Source organism: Arthrobacter sp. 7Tela_A1, assembly GCF_049311065.1.
Lineage (GTDB): Bacteria > Actinomycetota > Actinomycetes > Actinomycetales > Micrococcaceae > Arthrobacter_B.
On sequence record NZ_JAXIOO010000025.1, the window covers coordinates 36,101 to 53,446 of the forward strand.

Annotated in this window: 12 protein-coding genes; 6 read left to right on the plus strand and 6 right to left on the minus strand. The window is 67.3% G+C overall.

What is annotated here, in order from left to right:
• Position 1 precedes the first annotated feature (1 nt).
• Positions 2–1,129 (minus strand): transglycosylase family protein, encoded by a 1,128-nt coding sequence (locus TVB01_RS11495; RefSeq protein ID WP_422456043.1) that lies wholly within the window; start codon positions 1,127–1,129, stop codon positions 2–4.
• A 274-nt stretch (positions 1,130–1,403) separates the two neighbouring features.
• Entirely contained in the window at positions 1,404–2,339 is a 936-nt protein-coding gene (locus tag TVB01_RS11500; RefSeq protein WP_422456044.1) for a TatD family hydrolase, read from the minus strand.
• A gap of 112 nt (positions 2,340–2,451) precedes the next feature.
• Here TVB01_RS11500 and TVB01_RS11505 point away from each other — a divergent pair, with 112 nt between their 5' ends.
• The 3 genes from TVB01_RS11505 to TVB01_RS11515 are packed head-to-tail and all read left to right on the plus strand — an operon-like array spanning position 2,452 to position 7,364.
• Entirely contained in the window at positions 2,452–3,513 is a 1,062-nt protein-coding gene (locus TVB01_RS11505; protein WP_422456045.1) for an AAA family ATPase, read from the plus strand.
• 24 nt (positions 3,514–3,537) lie between these two features.
• A complete protein-coding gene (locus TVB01_RS11510) occupies positions 3,538–4,986 on the plus strand; it encodes a DUF58 domain-containing protein (protein WP_422456046.1) in 1,449 nt (482 codons plus the stop codon).
• Complete coding sequence (locus TVB01_RS11515; protein WP_422456047.1) at positions 4,983–7,364, plus strand: transglutaminaseTgpA domain-containing protein; 2,382 nt, start codon at positions 4,983–4,985, stop codon at positions 7,362–7,364. Before TVB01_RS11510 ends, TVB01_RS11515 begins: the two co-directional genes overlap by 4 nt.
• Positions 7,365–7,471: 107 nt before the next feature.
• Here TVB01_RS11515 and TVB01_RS11520 read toward each other — a convergent pair whose 3' ends face one another.
• Positions 7,472–8,950, minus strand: coding sequence for an NAD-dependent succinate-semialdehyde dehydrogenase (locus TVB01_RS11520; RefSeq protein ID WP_422456048.1), 1,479 nt, complete (start codon positions 8,948–8,950; stop codon positions 7,472–7,474).
• A gap of 156 nt (positions 8,951–9,106) precedes the next feature.
• Positions 9,107–10,018, minus strand: coding sequence for a 16S rRNA (cytidine(1402)-2'-O)-methyltransferase (gene rsmI, locus TVB01_RS11525; RefSeq protein WP_422456056.1), 912 nt, complete (start codon positions 10,016–10,018; stop codon positions 9,107–9,109).
• Between the two features lie 49 nt (positions 10,019–10,067).
• Here rsmI and TVB01_RS11530 point away from each other — a divergent pair, with 49 nt between their 5' ends.
• Together TVB01_RS11530 and TVB01_RS11535 are read left to right on the plus strand one after the other, a co-directional pair.
• Positions 10,068–11,687, plus strand: coding sequence for a dolichyl-phosphate-mannose--protein mannosyltransferase (locus TVB01_RS11530; RefSeq protein ID WP_422456049.1), 1,620 nt, complete (start codon positions 10,068–10,070; stop codon positions 11,685–11,687).
• A 40-nt stretch (positions 11,688–11,727) separates the two neighbouring features.
• Positions 11,728–13,548 carry an AMP-dependent synthetase/ligase gene (locus TVB01_RS11535; protein ID WP_422456050.1) on the plus strand — a complete coding sequence of 607 codons (1,821 nt, stop codon included), beginning with the start codon at positions 11,728–11,730 and terminating at the stop codon, positions 13,546–13,548.
• Positions 13,549–13,623: 75 nt separating this feature from the next.
• On the opposite strand, the gene TVB01_RS11540 is transcribed toward TVB01_RS11535, so the two are convergent.
• On the minus strand, positions 13,624–15,198 hold the full coding sequence (locus TVB01_RS11540; RefSeq protein WP_422456051.1) for a DUF1461 domain-containing protein: 1,575 nt from the start codon (positions 15,196–15,198) through the stop codon (positions 13,624–13,626).
• Between the two features lie 128 nt (positions 15,199–15,326).
• Positions 15,327–16,322: a stage II sporulation protein M gene (locus tag TVB01_RS11545; RefSeq protein WP_422456052.1), complete on the minus strand. Its 996-nt coding sequence runs from the start codon at positions 16,320–16,322 to the stop codon at positions 15,327–15,329.
• 167 nt (positions 16,323–16,489) lie between these two features.
• Between TVB01_RS11545 and TVB01_RS11550 the strand changes: the two genes are divergently transcribed.
• Positions 16,490–17,296 carry an RDD family protein gene (locus tag TVB01_RS11550; protein ID WP_422456054.1) on the plus strand — a complete coding sequence of 269 codons (807 nt, stop codon included), beginning with the start codon at positions 16,490–16,492 and terminating at the stop codon, positions 17,294–17,296.
• Positions 17,297–17,346: the final 50 nt, after the last annotated feature.

Here is a 17,346-nt window from a genome sequence, read left to right on the forward strand (position 1 = left end):
CCTAGAGGAGTCCGAGCTTCCGCGCGCAGGAGGGCCAGTGGCCCCAGCCGCCGTTAGCGCGGAGATTCTCCGCGACGGCGATCTGCTGCTCGGGCGTCGCCCCGCTGGCTACGGGGGCGTAGGCGCCGCCTCCGGCACCAAGCCAGCTCTGGGTGCTGAACTGGAGTCCGCCGTAATAGCCGTTGCCGCTGTTGATGTGCCAGTTTCCGCCGGACTCGCACTGGGCCAGCGCGGCCCAGGTGCCTCCGGCGGGCGCGGTGCCTCCGGCCGGAGCAGCCGGTGCGGGACGCTTCTTGGTCCCGACAGCTACGGTCTCGGCAACAGGCGCCACGCTGAGGGTTTCGCTGGCCAGGCTCCTGCTGACCTCGCGTCCGTCAAGGATGACCGTGTTGAAGACGAGCGTCCGTTCGCCCGGGACACCGGCTGCCGTGACGTTCTTTTCGCCCTCAAAAAGATCCGGGTCCTCGACCGTACGGGTCTCGTAAGGGACGGCTTCGGTGACAGTGTCCTGGGAACCGGTCAGGACACGGGTGACTTTCAGGACCATGCCGTCAGTGATCTCCGCGCGGACAGGAACCGAGAGCCGGTCCGCCGGAGCAAGCTCGGTGCCGGTCTCCTGGAGAAGTTCGCGGACCGTGCCGGACGTGGTTTCTATCTGTGTGGTTTTGCCGTCCGCTACCAGCAGGACTGTCTTGGGGGTGGAAATGGAGAGCCCGGTCAGCTTCGTGAGCGAAGTGTCCAGCGATGCGGAGAGGGATGACTTCGACGAGACCCGGAGTTCGGAAACCAGGTCGGCCACCGTAGCTCCGGTGGTCTGGATGGTGTGGCCGGTGCCGTCGACGTTCACGTCAACGGTCTTGGCGGTGATGACTTCGATCGTGGTGCCGTCCTGCACCTCGGTGCCGGGAGCGGGAACAACCAGGTCTGCCGCAGCCAGCTGGATGTCGGCCTTTTCCAGGACGTCCTCGACGGTGCCGCCAAAGGTCAGGATGTCGCTGGATTCGCCGTCCACCTTGAGGACGACAGACTTGTTGGTGCCGACAAAGGCCACAAGCCCCAGGATGAGGGCCACCATGACGGCGGCCTGGCCGCCGAGTTTGAGCCCGCGCCTCACGAAAGAAGTTGCCACGCCAATTCCAAACTTTTACAGCTCCCGGGCACGGGGACATGGCACAAGCCGGGCGGACTCCGGATCTCACGGAGCGCCGGCGGGTGCAGGCAGGGACCGCTTCGGTGTCTGCGCACTCCGCCGGGAGGCAGATGCGCTGAGACAAAGAGCTGGTATCAGTCCGGCAGCCTTCCCCGACCCCGGCTAATAGGTCCCTACCGTAACCGAACCGTGATCTGCGGGCAAACCGGGCCCTGACCTGTGACTTTCGTTACATCATCTGGTTCCGGGCTTATCACGCCGGCAGGCTGCCCTGCTCCCAGCTGCCGTAGACACGTTCGGTATTGGCACTGATCGAGGCGCAGAAGGAGTCCAGCTCCACGCCGCGGACCTCCGCCATGGCCCGCACTGTGTACGGGATCATGTAGCTGGCGTTGCTTCGGCCGCGATAGGGGTGCGGGGTCAGGAACGGCGCGTCCGTTTCCACGAGGACCAGGTCCGGCTCAGCGATCGCGAGCGCATCGCGGATACCCTCGGCGTTACGGAAAGTGACTGTTCCCGCGAAGGACATGTACCAGCCCTTTTCATTGCAGATGCGGGCAAGGCCGGCGTCTCCGGAGAAGCAGTGGAAGACGACGGCGTGCGGTTCGGCTTCTTCTTCCAGGACTTTGACCACGTCATCGTGCGCATCGCGGTCGTGGATCTGGAGGGCGGTGCCCGTGCGCCGGGCAATGTCGATGTGGCGCCGGAACGAGTACTGCTGGGCACCCACGCCCTCAGGCCCGGTACGGAAGTAGTCCAGCCCGGTCTCTCCCACCGCCCGGACCCGCGGCTGCAGGGCCAGGGACTCAATCTCGGCAAGGGCATCATCGAGGGTTCCGGCAGCGGCCAGCTCCGGCGCATCGTTGGGATGGATTGCCACGGCAGCGAGCAGCCTGTGGTCCTCACGGGCCAGGCGCGCCGCCGCCCGGGACGATTCCAGGTCCGTTCCCACCTGAACGGCTCCGCTGACCCCGGCGGCGGCAGCGGCATCCAGCGCTGCGGAGATCCCCACGGCGCCCGGTGCACCGTAGTCCAGGTGTGTGTGGTTATCGGGGACGGTCACGGGCAGCGGTTCCGGTGCCGGTCCGAAAGCCTTACCCGGGCGGTGATCCCCGCCTGTCGTGTCCCCTTCCTGCTGCTGGTAGGTCTGCGGTATCTGCCCCGGAAAATAACCGCCATCGATAGTCATGTCTTTAAGCCTAAGTGAGCTTGTACCCTGTACGTACATATGTGCCAAACCGCCAGCCGTGCTCTCCTTAGCGAGTGCTTCGGCTGTGTCCGCCGTAGCCCGAAAGGTTTTCATGGACGCTCGAGACACGTCTGCTGCCACCGCTGGTCTTGATGCGCCGGGCTCCGGGCTTGCTCCGCTGTCCGGAGGCGGAACAGGGACGGCAGAGGACACCTTCCTCGCGGCCAGCACCAGGATCCTGGATGCCATCAACTCAGTGATCGACGGCAAGGAAGACGCCTCCCGCCTGGTCCTGACGGTGCTCCTCGCCGAGGGACATGTCCTGCTGGAAGATGTCCCCGGAGTCGGCAAGACAATGCTCGCCAAGACCCTTGCCAGGGCAGTGGACTGTTCCGTGACCCGTATCCAGTTCACGCCGGACCTGCTCCCGTCGGATGTCACCGGAGTCTCCATCTACAACCAGGATGCCCACCGCTTCGAGTTCCGCCAGGGCCCGGTTTTCGCGAACATCGTCATCGGGGACGAAATCAACCGCGCCTCCGCGAAGACCCAGTCTGCACTGCTGGAGTGCATGGAAGAGCGCCAGGTCACGGTCGACGGCGGGACGTACCGGCTGGCAGAACCTTTCATGGTGGTGGCCACGCAGAATCCCCTGGAAATGGAGGGCACCTACGCGCTCCCCGAGGCCCAGAGGGACCGGTTCATGGCGCGGATCTCGCTGGGCTACCCGGACACGGCATCGGAAATGGAGATGCTCGAGACCCACCAGTCGGTATCGCCGCTGGATGCGGTTGTTCCGGTGGCCACCGCCCGCGACATCGCAGCCATGACGGCTCGGGTCCGGGATGTCTATGTTTCCGCCGCGGTCAAGGAATACACGGTGGCTATCGGAGCGGCCACCAGGGACCACCCGCAGATCCGCCTCGGGGCGAGCCCGCGGGCACTGCTGCAGCTCCTGCGGGCATCCAAGGCCCGCGCAGCCCTGGACGGGCGTGACTTCGTCCTGCCCGACGACGTCGCCCAGCTTGCCGGCGCAGTGCTTCCCCACCGCCTGATCCTCGAACGCAAGGCCCTGGGCGCCGGGGAAACTCCCGCGGCCGTGCTGCAGGCCATCCTGGCGAAGGTGCCGGTCCCCCGGCCGCCCGGCGCCCAGCTTCCCGCCGCCCGGCCGTAACCGCCAGCCCGCCCGAGGAGGGCCATGCAGTCCAAAGTCAGTACGCGTATGCTCACCAGCCGCGGCTGGGCACTGGCCGCGGCCGGCGTCGTTGCCCTGCTGAGCGCTCAGGTACTCGGACGCCGCGATCTTCTCCTGCTGGCAGTGTTCCTGATCCTTCTGCCCCTGGTCGCCGCACTCGCCCTTCGGCTCCTTCGGCCGGTCCTGACCGTGGAGCGTACCTTCGTCCCGGTCACGGCCCAGACCGGGACCGCCGTCAACATCTCCCTGTCCATAACTCCGGTCCGGCCGCTTACCGCGTCGGCCACCATGCAGGAGGAACTGCCTCCCCGGTTTGGCGCGAGCCCGCAGTTCCGGTTCCCGGCGACCCGGACGGACCCCCGTGGAACCAGCAGATACGAATACCGGCTGCGCTCCTCCAGACGCGGCATGTACCGGATCGGCCCGGTCAGCGCCGGGTTCCAGGACCCCTTCGGATTGGCCGTGCTGCGCCACACCATCGGCGGAACGGACCCGCTGATCGTCAAGCCGGCACCCGCTGAGCTTCCGGCAGGGGTTCTCGAGGGGCTCCGCGGATCAGACGGGCCCGTCGCTGCCCGCCTGCAGGGCGTAGCCAGCCAGGACGACGTCACCACCAGGGAGTACCGGCACGGGGATCCCATGCGGAGGGTGCACTGGTCGGCCACAGCCCGGCACGGCGAGCTGATGGTCCGCCAGGAAGAGCCGGTGACCACCCCGCGGGCGACGCTCATCCTGGACCAGCGTGAATCCTGTTACGACACCGGGTTCCTCTCGCCGTTCTGGGCGGAGGCAGCCGATGGTTCCGCCCCGGCAAGCTCCGAGTCCTTCGAGTGGGCTGTCTCGGCAGTGATGTCCATTGGGGCGCACCTCATGGAGCACGGTTTTGCCGTGCGTGTCCTTGATGTCCTGGCCCGGCCCGGCCTCGCCCGGTCACCTTCGGCCGTCGACTCCGGGACGGATACCTTCACTGGTCCCGCCGGCATCGAGGAACTGGGAGAGGGGCTGGCTGCCCTGGGGCTCGAAGCGTCGGGCGCGGGCGCCCCGGAGCCGCAGCCGGCGAAACTGCTCCGGCGCCGCACGCCCGGCTTCCCGGGAGCGGCCCAGACCTGGACTGCTCCGCAGCAGGCTCCGGGGGTCCGCGGTCCATTCGGCGATGTCCTCACGGAGGCGCTCCTCGGCCAAAAGCAGCGCGGCCCGCTCGCCGTCGTCACCGGGGCCCTGACCGAAGCTGATGCCCGCCGGCTGGCACCGGCCGGTGAACTGGCCCCGGCGGCCGTTGCCCTCCTGGTCTGCGAGCGTCCCGCTGCCTCGGCTCCTGCGCTGGCTGTCCTTCGGGCGGCAGGCTGGAGTGCGGTGGCTGCAGTCCCCTCCCGGCCGCTGGCCTCCGTCTGGTCGGAGACAGCGGCACAGCCTGCCGGCCAGCGGGCAGATCAGTTGGGAGGGGCACGATGACGGCAACGGCAACCCGGACCCGGCAGCGGCCGGAGGATCCCGGTACGCGCAGCCCCCGCACCGGCTCCGCCCAGCTGATGACCTCGGCTGCAGCGGCCGCGGCGGTTCTGCTGTGTGCATTCAGCGTGCAGGGCGTATTGGAAGGCCTGGCCTGGATGTGGCCCCTCGCCTTCATCGTCGTCGCGGTTTCGGCATCGATGGCCCTGGCGCGGTACCTCCTGCTGCCTACGGTACTCGTCCCGGTGGCAGGGCTCCTGGTGCTGGCCATGGCCCTGACACTCGTGTTCTCCTCGGAGGAGAGTTTCCTGGGCGTGATCCCTACGGCAGCTACCCTGGCCCGGGCGGAGACCCTGCTGGCAGAGGCGCAGAGTGTCGTGATCACGCAGGTCATTCCCGTTGTTCCGGATCCCGGCGTCGTCTTCATCGCGTGCCTGGCCATCGGGCTGGTCACGGTCCTGGTCGATACCTTAGCGGTAACCCTGCGGATGCCTGCAGCCAGCGGCCTGGGCCTCCTCACGATCCTGCTGGTTCCGGCGATCATTAAGCCGCAGAGCGTGGGTGCAGCCGGTTTCGCTGCTGCGGCGTCCGGCTTCCTCCTGGTCCTGGCCGCCGGGGTGTGGCAGGAACGAGCCACGGGCACAGGGCCCACGAAAAACCGAACGAAAGACGGCACGGCAAACCGGCCTTCCAACGCCCATGCCGCAGGCGCCCTGGGGATCGGGGCGGGCGCCGTGATCGCCGCCCTGCTGGTACCCCTTGCAATACCGGGTTTCAACACGGGCGCTTTTCCGCAGGGCGCACGGATGGATTTCTTCGCCGGCACCACCGGGCTCAACCCCGTGGTCACCCTCGGGAACGACCTGCGCCAGCCCACCGCGACCGGCCGCATCACCTACGCCACGGACTCCACCCGCCCGCTCTACCTGCGGTCCACGACGCTGGAGGACTTTTCCGGCAGCCGCTGGGCGCCGGACACCCGCTCGGAGGAGCGGCGCACCGGAACCGGAGCGATGATCCCCCGGGAACCTGCCAGTCCCGACATCGAAACCACCGTCACAACGACGCTCATTGCCTCGCAGTCCTACGCCAGCCCCTGGCTGCTGGCTCCCTATGCCCCGTCCTCGATCTCCGGGGCAGCCGGAGCCTGGACCTGGGATCCGTCCACCATGACCCTCCTCTCGGCGGACGGCAGCGCCCAGGGCCAGTCCGGGTATGAAGTCCGCAGTGCTGTGCCAACGGTGACAAGTGAAAGGCTGGCGGCAGTGCAGCCGGCTCCGGAGGACGCCGTGGACGGGATTTTCACCGAGCTTCCGGACAATCTCCCCCAGATCATCCGGGATACCGCACGTGAGGCAGCGTCCGGTAAGGCCTCTCCCTACGACCAGGCGCTGGCGCTGCAGTCCTTCCTCCGCGGCCCGGAGTTCAGCTATTCCCTCGACGCGCCTGTTGAAGGCGGTTACGACGGCAACGGGATGGACGTTCTGGCCCGGTTCCTGGAACAGCGCTCCGGTTACTGCGTACACTTTGCTTCGGCAATGGCCGTGATGGCCCGCGAAGTCGGCATTCCCAGCCGGATCGGCCTTGGCTACGCACCTGGACGTTCCACCAACCAGACGGCTGCGGGTCCTGACGGGCAGGAACTGGACGAGTTTGCGGTCGATTCCCGCGATGCACACGCCTGGCCAGAGCTCTACTTCGAAGGTGTTGGCTGGGTCCGCTTTGAACCGACACCGTCCCGGGGCGTCGTACCCACCTATGCCATCCCGCGGCAAGCAAACGCAGCCTCTGCGGTCCAGGCAGACAATGACCCGCGCGGACTAGGCGCCGCGATCCCGGCACCTGCCCCGTCCACCCCTGCCCCGGGCCCTGAAACTCTCCCTGAAGAACCCGTGGAAACCGGCGGTGCGCCGGTAGCCGGCGTCGGAATCGCGGTGCTCGTGGCTGCAGCAGCCATCCTGGCACCGTGGGCACTGCGGCGGCGCCGGACCCGGCTGCGCCGCAGCTCCCACGGCTCCTCTGGGGGCGCCCGGCTGGCCTGGGCAGAGGCCACAGACCTTGGCCAGGACTATGGTTACCCGGCCAGGACAGCGGACACCCCGCGGTCCTATGCGGATCGCCTCGTGACCGAGGCCGGGCTCACCGGACCTGCGGCAGCGGCGTTGCAGCGGCTGCGCCGGGACTACGAAACCGAGGCCTACGCTGCCCCGGTGCCCGGTTCGGGCCCCGCGGCAGGGTCTGCGGGGCGGAGTGCCACCTTCCCGTCCACGTGGTCCGACGTCGACGCCGTGGCCCACGCGCTGGGCGTTTCAGCACCGCTGGGGACCCGGCTGCGTGCCCTGTTCTTCCCTGCGTCCCTGGGTCGTGCCAGGAAGAAGTAACGCCTTTCGGAAACCGGTCGTTAAACAGAAGTGTCCCGCCACCTGTTGCTTTCCAGTGACGGGACACCTCGGCAGGCCGGGAACGTCCCCGGCCTGATCCAGGGCTGCTAGGCCGTGGGGTCGGCGATGCCGATGTACTGCGTGTAGAGGTACTCCTCGATGCCCTCATCGCCGCCCTCGCGGCCCAGGCCGGACTGCTTGACGCCGCCGAACGGTGCCGCGGCATTCGAGACAACGCCCGCGTTCAGGCCCAACATGCCGGTCTCCAGTTTTTCGCCGATCCGCAGGCCGCGGTTCAGGTCCTCGGTGAAGACGTAGGCGATCAGGCCGTATTCGGAGGCGTTGGCCAGCTTCACGGCTTCTGCTTCGGTGGAGAAGGTGATGACCGGAGCCACCGGGCCGAAGATCTCTTCCTTCAGGATCCGGGCACCGGCCGGCACGTTCTTCAGCACGGTGGGTGCGTAGAAGTAGCCGGGGCCGTCCACCGGGGCGCCGCCGACCACGGCGGTGGCGCCGTGGTCCAGGGCGTCCTCGACCAGGGAGTGGACCTTGTCACGGGACTTGGCATCGATCAGCGGCCCGATCTTGGACTCATCCTCCGTACCGCGTGCGGTGGTCAGCGCACCGACCTTGGCGGCAAACTTCTCGCTGAACTCGTCGGCGATGTCTTCGTGGACGATGAAGCGGTTGGCTGCGGTGCAGGCTTCGCCCATGTTCCGCAGCTTCGCTGCCATGGCCCCCTCCACTGCCTTGTCGATGTCGGCGTCTTCGAAGACGACGAACGGTGCGTTGCCGCCCAGTTCCATGGAGGTCCGCAGCACCTTGTCCGCAGCGTCACGGATCAGCCCCTGGCCGACCGGGGTGGAACCGGTGAAAGAGACCTTGCGCAGCCGGTCGTCCTTCATGATCGGTCCGGTTACCTCGCCTGCTTTCGTCGTGGACACAACGTTCAGGACGCCGGCGGGCAGGCCGGCTTCCATCATCACGGCGGCGAAAAGCTGAGACGTCAGCGGCGTGAGCTTCGCGGGCTTGAGCACCATGGTGCAGCCGGCGGCCACCGCGGGAGCGATCTTGCGGGTAGCCATGGCCAGCGGGAAGTTCCACGGGGTGATCAGCAGGCAGGGGCCAACCGGCTTCTTGGTGACCATGATGCGGGACTTGCCGTCCGGAGCAGTGCCGTAGCGGCCGGTGACGCGGACGGCTTCCTCGGAGAACCAGCGCAGGAACTCGGCGCCGTAGGCAACTTCGCCGCGCGCTTCAGCCAGCGGCTTGCCCATTTCCAGGGTCATGAGCAGCGCGAAGTCCTCGGCGCGGGCCGTGACAAGCTCAAAGGCGCGGCGCAGGATCTCGCCGCGGACGCGCGGCGCAGTGGCTGCCCAGGACTCCTGCGCCGCTGCAGCGGCGTCCATTGCGGCTGCGCCGTCTTCGGTGCTGGCGTCGGCGATGCTCAGCAGCACCTTGCCGGTGGCGGGATCCTCGACGTCGAAGGTCTTCCCGCCGGCGGCGTCGCGCCATTCTCCGTCGATCAGCAGGCCGGTGGGAACCTGGGCCAGCAGTTGGGCCTCGCGGTCAGCGGTTACAGCCATGGGTGAGCCTCCATACGTACGTGGGTTTTCCGGATCACATTCGTCCGGTGCTGCCTTTACCGTAAAACGGTGACTGCCGGGTGTAAATGCGTACCTGCACAACACATCGGGCACTTCACTGTGCACTTGGCCCAGGGTCGGTGCCGGCAGCCGTGGCTAGGGTTGAGTCCCCCGTGCCGCGAGCACGGCTTCGTAGAGTTCGCGTTTGCTGATCCTGGCATCGGAGGCGATTGTCGCCACTGCGTCCTTGAGCCGTGATCCCTGGGAGATCAGGGCGTTGACCGCCTCCACATGGTCCTCAGGCGCCTCAGGCGATGCTTCTCCTGCCCCGCCCACGACGACGGCGATCTCGCCGCGGATCTCGCTGGATTCGGCCCATTCGAGCAGTTCGCGGAGCGGGCCCCGCAGCACCTGTTCGTGAAGCTTGGTCAGCTCGCGTGCCACCGCTGCCGGACGGTCGCCCCCGAACGCGGCATCGAGGGCCCTCAGCATCACCTCGAGGCGGTGCGGGGCCTCGAAGAAGACCATGGTCCGGCGTTCGGCGGCAAGCTCGTCGAGCCGTGCCGCCCGCTCGCCTGCCTTCCGCGGCAGGAAACCCTCGAAACAGAACCGGTCGGTCGGCAGGCCTGAGAGCGCCAGCGCCGTCAGCACGGCGGACGGTCCTGGAGCAGCCGTTACCGGAATGCCTTCGGCTGCCGCGGCTTCTACGAGCCGGTAGCCGGGATCCGACACGGAGGGCATGCCGGCGTCGGTGACCATGAGCAGGACCGCACCGCCGCGGACCAGGTCCAGCAGTTCGGGAGTCCGGGACTGCTCATTGTGCTCGTGGTAGCTCAGGATGCGACCGGTCGGGGTGATCTTCAAGGCGCTGACCAGGCGGTGCAGCCGCCGGGTATCTTCCGCGGCAATCACGTCGGCGCTCTGGAGCAGGTCGATCAGCCGGACTGTGGCGTCTCCCATGTTGCCGATCGGCGTAGCTGCCAGGACGATCTGGCCGGGTCCGCCGGCACTCCGTGTGCCGGCGCCAACAATGCTGCCGGCAATATCTGGCTGCCGGGGTCCGTCCATGCTTGAGTCCACCCTCCAACCCTACGCGACACACTATAGAGTTGAGCCCGTGACCCTGTCCCTGCCCCCCGCCCCGCCACGGGCAGAGGCGGCGCGGGTCCTGCCCCCTGCGGGTGCGTTCACACCGGAGGCCTTACGCGACCGGCTGCTGGGCGCGGCGGTCCCGGCCCGTCCCTGGATGTGGGCAGCTGCCCTGGGAGCGGCCCTTCTGGCGGGCGTTCTCCGCTTTGTCAGGCTGGGCGAAGTGGAGACCCTGATCTTCGACGAAACCTACTACGTCAAGGACGCCTACTCCTATCTGGTCTCAGGCTATGAGCGGGCCTGGCCTGAGGACGCCAACGATTCCTTCAGCTCCGGGAAACCCGGCGTCCTGCTCGAGGATCCGGAATATGTAGTGCACCCGCCGGTGGGCAAGTGGATGATCGCTTTCGGCATGGCTCTTTTCGGGGCGGAGAGCAGTTTCGGCTGGCGTTTCTCCGCGGCACTCACGGGCACCCTCACGGTGCTGCTGCTCGCCCTGATTGCCGGCAGGCTGTTCAAGTCCCCGCTGCTCGGCGCTGCAGCCGGAGTCCTCCTTGCTGTAGACGGCCACCATTTGGTCCACTCGCGGACCTCCCTGCTGGACGTATTCCTTGCCTTTTGGGTCCTGGCCGCGTTCGGGGCACTGCTCCTGGACCGCGACGACGGCCGCAGGCGCCTGGCCCGAAAACTCGGAGTACCGCCCGGAGCCTTTCCTTCGACGTCTGCACTGAGGACCGGGCCGTGGCTGCTGTGGCGCCCCTGGCGGATTGTGGCAGCAGTGTGCCTTGGGCTGGCTGTGGGCACCAAATGGTCTGCCCTGGGCTTCATCGCCGTCTTCGGGGTGATGATCGTCCTCTGGGATATCTCCGCCAGGCGCGTCGCCGGCATCCGCCACTGGCCCGCCGGACTGGCGAAGGACGGTGTTCCGGCCTTCTTCACTGTCATTCCCGTGGCGCTGGCCACCTACACGGCGGCCTGGACCGGATGGTTCCGCTCTTCAGGCGCCTACGGCAGGCAGTGGGCCGCAACGAATCCGTCGGACGCCTTCGGCTGGCTTCCCGACTCCATCCGCTCCCTCGCGGAGTACCACCGAAGCGCCGTCACCTTTCACAACGGTCTCAGCTCAGAGCACCCGTACGAGGCAAGTGCCTGGTCTTGGCTGTTCCTGGGCCGGCCCACCTCGTTCTTCTACGAGACACCTGCACCAGAGAGCCCGGGCTGCGGCCTCGAAAACTGTGCCTCGGCGATCTCGTCGGTGGGCAACCCGCTGGTGTGGTGGGCCGCCCTGCTCAGCCTGGGAGTGGTCCTGGCATATTGGATCGGCCGGCGGGACTGGAGGGCCGGTGCCATGCTCGCGGGACTTGCCGGCGGCTACCTGCCCTGGTTCGCTTTTCCGGACCGGACCATGTTTTACTTCTACGCCGTCGCTTTCGAGCCGTTCCTCATTCTTGCCCTGACTTTCACGCTGGGGCTGGTACTGGGCCGGTCGGCTGACTCGGCACTGCGGCGCAGGCGCGGCGCGGTCATCGCAGCATGTTTCGTGGCTGCTGCTATTCTCGTCTCTGCGTTTTTTTATCCGGTCTGGACGGCCGAGAACATCCCCTACTCCGATTGGCGGCTCCGAATGTGGATGCCGAGCTGGATCTAGGTCTCACCGCAATTGTGCTTGCACAGAAAGGGGAGTCGCTGTGCGCGAATCCTCCACCGACTTGTTCGTCGAGCTCCCCGGCGACTCCAACATCACTGATCTCCTGCTGGCGACAGTAGCCCGGGCTCCCGAACGTCCCTTGTACGCCCGGAAGAACGAATCCGGCTGGCAGGACGTCACCGGTGCCGCTTTCCTTGCCCAGGTCACCGCCGTCGCCAAGGGGCTTATGGCCCAGGGCGTGCAGCCCGGGGACGCCGTAGCGGTCATGTCCGGAACCCGCTATGAGTGGACGGTCGCTGACCTGGCGATCTGGTTCGCGGGAGCGGTGACGGTCCCCGTGTATGAAACCTCCTCCCCCAGCCAGGTCCAGTGGATCCTGCAGGACTCCGGTGCCCGCCTCGCCTTTGCCGGAGATGGCAACAAGGCACGCATTGTTGCCTCCGGTGCGGCGGCCGCCGGACTGGACGTGAAGGTCTGGAAACTTACCGACGACGACGGCGCGGACACGCTCGCCGGCCTCGCTTCCCTGGGCGCGGGTGTGCAGGACGCCGAACTGGAAGCTGTCCGTTCCTCCCGAGGCCTGGCCGACGCCGCCTCTCTGGTCTACACCTCGGGCACCACCGGGCGTCCCAAGGGCTGCGAAATCACCCACGGTAATTTCGCCCTGTTTGCGGTCAATGTCATCGAATTGCTTCCGGAGATGCTCAAGCAGCCCGGTGCCCGGACGCTGATGTTCCTTCCGCTGGCGCATGTGCTGGCCCGCGCCGTCCAGGTTGGCTGCCTCGCTGCCGGAGTGACGCTGGGACACAGTGCGACTGCAGCCGAACTGGTCGACGATATGCAGTCCCTTCAGCCCACGTTCCTCCTGGCCGTTCCCCGTATCTTCGAAAAGATCTATGCCGGCGCAGAGGCAAAGGCCCAGGCGGCTGGCAAGGGCCGGTTGTTCGAAACTGCGGCAGCCACCGCCGTCGCCTATTCCGAGGCCGCTGACCGTGCGGCACGGGGCGGCAAAGGACCTTCCCCGGCGCTGCGGACCCGGCATGCCCTGTTCGACCGCCTCCTCTATCCGAAGGTCCGCAATGCCTTCGGCGGCAAGCTCAAGATCGCCATTTCCGGGGCCAGCCCGCTGAGCCCCCAGCTGTGCCACTTCTTCCGCGGCGCCGGGATCACGGTGCTGGAGGGGTACGGCCTGACCGAGACCACAGCTCCGGCGTCGGTCAACACGGTTCCGCTGACCAGGGTTGGCTCCGTGGGGCTGCCCATGCCGGGGAACGCAGTCCGGATTGCCGGGGACGGCGAGGTGCTGGTCCGCGGCGTGGGTGTTTTCAACGGCTACCACCGCAATCCGGAGGCCACGGCCGAGGCGTTCAGCGACGGATGGTTCCATACCGGTGACATCGGTTCCCTGGACGAGGATGGTTTCCTGTCCATCACCGGGCGGAAGAAAGACCTTCTGGTAACGGCGGGCGGCAAGAACGTTGCCCCGGGGCCGCTGGAGGAGAAGATCCGCGAGCACCGTCTGGTTTCGCAGGTAGTGGTGGTCGGGGAAGGCCGGCCGTTCGTTGGCGCGCTCATCACCCTCGACGACGAAGCGCTCCAGGCGTGGGCCGCGGAAAACGGACTCGCGCTGAACAGCCTGGAAGCCGCAGAGCATCCCCAGGTCCTGGCGCAGGTCCAGCTGGCGGTAGACGCCGCGAACTCCAGCGTTTCCCGGGCCGAGCAGATCCGGCGGTTCACCGTTCTGCCCCGGGACTTCTCCCTGGACACCGGCCACGTCACCGCCACGCTGAAACTGCGGCGCCAGGCCGTTATTCAGGACTTCTCCGCCGAAGTGGAGAAGATGTACGCCAAGCAGCCGTAACCCAGCTTCCGCAACGTGAAAGGCCCCGCCCCCGAAAAAACCGCGGGGGCGGGGCCTTCTGCGTTGCGGTGAAACCTAGAGCGCCTCGAGGGAATCGAGGTAGCGCTTCCGGGCCTCATCCCGGGCAGCACGTGAACGTTCACGCCGCCGCTTGGTAGGCCACGTGAAGACCATCACAAGAATGCAGGCCAGCAGGACTATCGCGGCAACAGTGCCTCCCGCGTCCATCCAGAACTGCGAAGGGAAGAGCCGGATCAAGGTGTCGTCCATTCGGAAGGTCCAGTTGCCCTGTGAGAAGAAGATGTTGTGCACCAGGGTGAAGAACTCTTCCCAGGCAACTACGGCGGCGGCCAGCAGAGCGGCAATCACGGCAAGCGTCACCACGGCTCCGGCAAACAGGGCACGCCTGATGCCCCCCGGGCACCGGCGGGCCAGGTAGACAGCTCCCGCAATGCTCAGAAGCGCCATGCCGGCCGCAGCAAGGAAGGCCACCATCAGGACCGCCTTGACGTCAGCCATGTGGGACACCTCCGTGGCGAGGTACAGGGGCTCCCCCTGGGGCGTCACCAGATCTCCCAGATAGCGCGGGGAGGAAAAGTTCAGCAGATAGTCCACCGCGTAGGACCCGTAGGTCATCCGGTCCTCGGTGGTAAAGCCGAAGCCGTCAGCCGGGAAGCCCGGCCGGTGGTACTCGACCCAGAGGAAGACAGGCGTGGCGACGGCCCGGATGGCGCCGGCAAGCAGCATCACCGGGAAGAAAGCCGCGATAGCGACCTGGATGACCCGCGCCAGCACAGGCTTTGCGGCAGCAGCACGCTCTCGCTCGGTGTGGCGGCGGCGGGCTTCTTCCTCCGAAATGCCCGGACCATCGGCTGGCTGCTCCGGCGCTGAGGGGCCGGTGGAAGCGGGTTCCCCGTCCGCCGGCCCGTACCAGGGGCCGCCCTCTGCTTCGGTATCTTCCGGGCGGTTCCGGACAGGACCGGAGGCAGCGCCCGCGGCGGAAAGGCCGGATCCTTGTTCGACCGGGCCCGACGGCTCCGCCGGATCCGGCGCGCCCTTGCCGGTGGATGCCTGCTCGTAACGGCTGAGGTTGGGCATGGTGCTCGCGGCACGCATGGGCAGCTTGCTCCGCTGGGCCACGGAGGGATGACCACCGGGCACCTCTCCCCGGGCGGCCGGCGCAGCCGCGGTGTCCGGCGCAGCCGCGGTGTCCGGCGCAGCCGCGGTGTCCGGTTCGGGTTCAGCCGGAGCCAATGAGGTAGCCGGGGTTGGGGCAAGGGCTTCAGCCGGGGCAGCGTCTTTGACCGGGGCGGCTGCTTCAGCCGCGGCCGCGTCGTCAGTCTGGATTGGGGCTGGAGTCGCTGGGGCTGCAGCGGGATCTGCAGCAGGCGTCCTGCCGTCCAGGTCCCGGCCTTCCCCGGAACTCTCCGCTCCCGTCAGCCCGGCGAATTCCGCGTCCCACGCATCGTGCTCGGCAGGCACCTGATCCGCTGCACGCCGACGCGCAGCGGTGCCCTCGGCGTGGCTGCCGCTGACGATCGTCTCGCTGGCGTCGCTGGGGCCGGCGTCGTTCCCGTTAGTGGACGCACCTGATGGTGCGCGTTCCGTCGTGGGGTCTTGGTCCTGGCTTGCCACTGCTTCGTCTCTCATCCCAATCCTGTATGAAGTCACCGGTGGTGGGGGCTCCGGCTTCGTCCTCTTTAGACCCTACCGGGGACGGCACCCGGTTTACGGGTGCCACCCCGAACCATGCCGGGTCACTGCACGGGCTGGCGGATTCAGGCGGCCCGGACCGATGCTTCCCCTGCATCGCGCGCCAGCAGGTCGCCCCGGTATCCAGCCTGGCAGGCACGTTTACCCAGGATGAGGGTGTAGGCCCAGTAGGCGGCGAAAACGGCCGCTCCAATGCCGATCCGGAGCCAGGCCGGCAGGCCGCTGGGCGTGACGAACCCTTCCACCAGTCCGGAAATGAACAGGACAACCACCAGGCCCAGCGCCACGGTCATCAGCGAACGGCCTTCCTGGGCCAGCGCCGTCAGCCGGGTCCTGGGTCCCGGTGAGACCAGCGCCCAAAAGATCTGGAGGCCCGCTGCCGCTGCCACGAAGATGGCGGTCAGCTCCATGAACCCGTGGGGAAGGATATAGGTGAAGAACACGTCGAGCTGCCCAAAGGAAGCCATCATCCCGCCGGCCGTCCCCACCCCGATGGCGTTTTGGTACAGGATGTACGGCCCCCAGATGCCGGTGACGCCGAAGGCGACGGCCTGCAGCGCAATCCACGCGTTGTTGGTCCAGACCATGCCGGCAAAGGATGCAGCGGGATTCTCAGAGTAATAGTTCACGAAGTCCGACTCCACGTACCGGCGCAGCTCTGCATCGGTACCCATCGCTGCCAGCACGCCCGGGGTGTTCACTACCCAGGCTCCCGCCAGCCACGCCACTGCCGTGAACAGCACCCCCACCGCGACCGTGAGCAAGCGGACCCGGTAGAACGCGGCCGGCAGGGAGTAGACGAAGAACCCGGCGAGGTCCTCGAAGAAGTTGGAACGGGCACCGGTAAACCGTGTCCGGGCCCGGGAGAGCCGCATGGACAGGGAAGCCGAAAGTGCGCCTTCCGGGGCGATGGAACGGATGACGGACAGGTGCGTCGACGCGCGCTGGTAAAGCTGCAGCAGTTCATCTGCTTCTCCTCCGCTCAACCGGCGGCGGGAGGTCAGTTCGTCGAGCCGCTCCCAGTCATCCCGGTGCACTGCGGCGAAGGCATCCATATCCACCTCTTCACCCTAGCGTTTCGTCCGGCTGCCCGGTCTCCGGGACGCGGCAGGACCGGGGCCGGGACCTGCCGCCGAATGCAGAGGCCAGTCGGTAAAGTAGGTCCGGACCAAGCAGCGGGCACCGCAAGACGCAGTCCCGGATGGAGCAAACTGAACGTGAGGCAGGCATGAGCACGGTAGTGACCGGTGAGGCCGTTGTCCTTGAGCTGCGCCCCGCCTCATTCGCCGCGCGGGCGCTGGGCACCATCATCGACGTCACCGCGCAGCTGCTGCTGCTCGTTCTTATGTTTTTCCTGGTCGGAAACGCACTGGACGGAACACTGGATGACGCCCTGACCCGCGCCCTCCTGCTGGTCTCCGTAGTGCTCATCTTCCTGATCCTGCCCGTCACCGTGGAGACCCTCTCCCGTGGCAAATCCCTGGGAAAACTGATCATGGGCCTGCGAATCGTGCGTGACGACGGCGGCGCGGTACGGTTCCGCCAGGCCTTTACCCGCGGCATCCTCGCGGTGCTGGAAATCTACATGCTTGCGGGATCCCTGGCCTTTGTGACAGCCGTTTTCAACGAGAAGTCCAAACGGCTCGGCGACATGCTTGCCGGGACCTACGCGTTGCGCGAGAGGGTCAAGGCGGAAATTCCGCCCGTCGTGGTGATGCCCCCGGAGCTGGCGGCGTGGGCACAATTGGCCGACATTGGCCGCCTGCCGGATCCCCTCTCCCGCCGGGTGTCCCGCTTCCTCGCACAGTCGCTGCGGATGACCCCCCATGCCCGCGCTTCCCTCGGTGAATCACTGGCAACTGAAGTTTCTGCCTGCGTCTCTCCCCCGCCGCCGGCGGGCACCCTCCCGGAAAGCTACCTGCGCGCTGTGATGGTGCAGCGGCGCGAACGTGACTTCGCGCGGCTGAGTGCGCAGCGCGAACGGACCGGCAAGCTGGGTTCCCGGCTGCACCGGCTGCCGTTCGAAGACCGCTAGGTCCCGGACAACAACACACCGGGGCGGCGGGGGGCGCCGAGCCCGCCCGC

Bases quoted from the DNA above. Each gene is read 5' to 3' on its own strand.
- TVB01_RS11500 (WP_422456044.1), bottom strand. From the start codon at position 2,339: ATGACTATCGATGGCGGTTATTTTCCGGGGCAGATACCGCAGACCTAC.
- TVB01_RS11505 (WP_422456045.1), top strand. From the start codon at position 2,452: ATGGACGCTCGAGACACGTCTGCTGCCACCGCTGGTCTTGATGCGCCG.
- TVB01_RS11510 (WP_422456046.1), top strand. From the start codon at position 3,538: ATGCAGTCCAAAGTCAGTACGCGTATGCTCACCAGCCGCGGCTGGGCA.
- TVB01_RS11515 (WP_422456047.1), top strand. From the start codon at position 4,983: ATGACGGCAACGGCAACCCGGACCCGGCAGCGGCCGGAGGATCCCGGT.
- TVB01_RS11520 (WP_422456048.1), bottom strand. From the start codon at position 8,950: ATGGCTGTAACCGCTGACCGCGAGGCCCAACTGCTGGCCCAGGTTCCC.
- rsmI (WP_422456056.1), bottom strand. From the start codon at position 10,018: ATGGACGGACCCCGGCAGCCAGATATTGCCGGCAGCATTGTTGGCGCC.
- TVB01_RS11540 (WP_422456051.1), bottom strand. From the start codon at position 15,198: ATGAGAGACGAAGCAGTGGCAAGCCAGGACCAAGACCCCACGACGGAA.
- TVB01_RS11550 (WP_422456054.1), top strand. From the start codon at position 16,490: ATGAGCACGGTAGTGACCGGTGAGGCCGTTGTCCTTGAGCTGCGCCCC.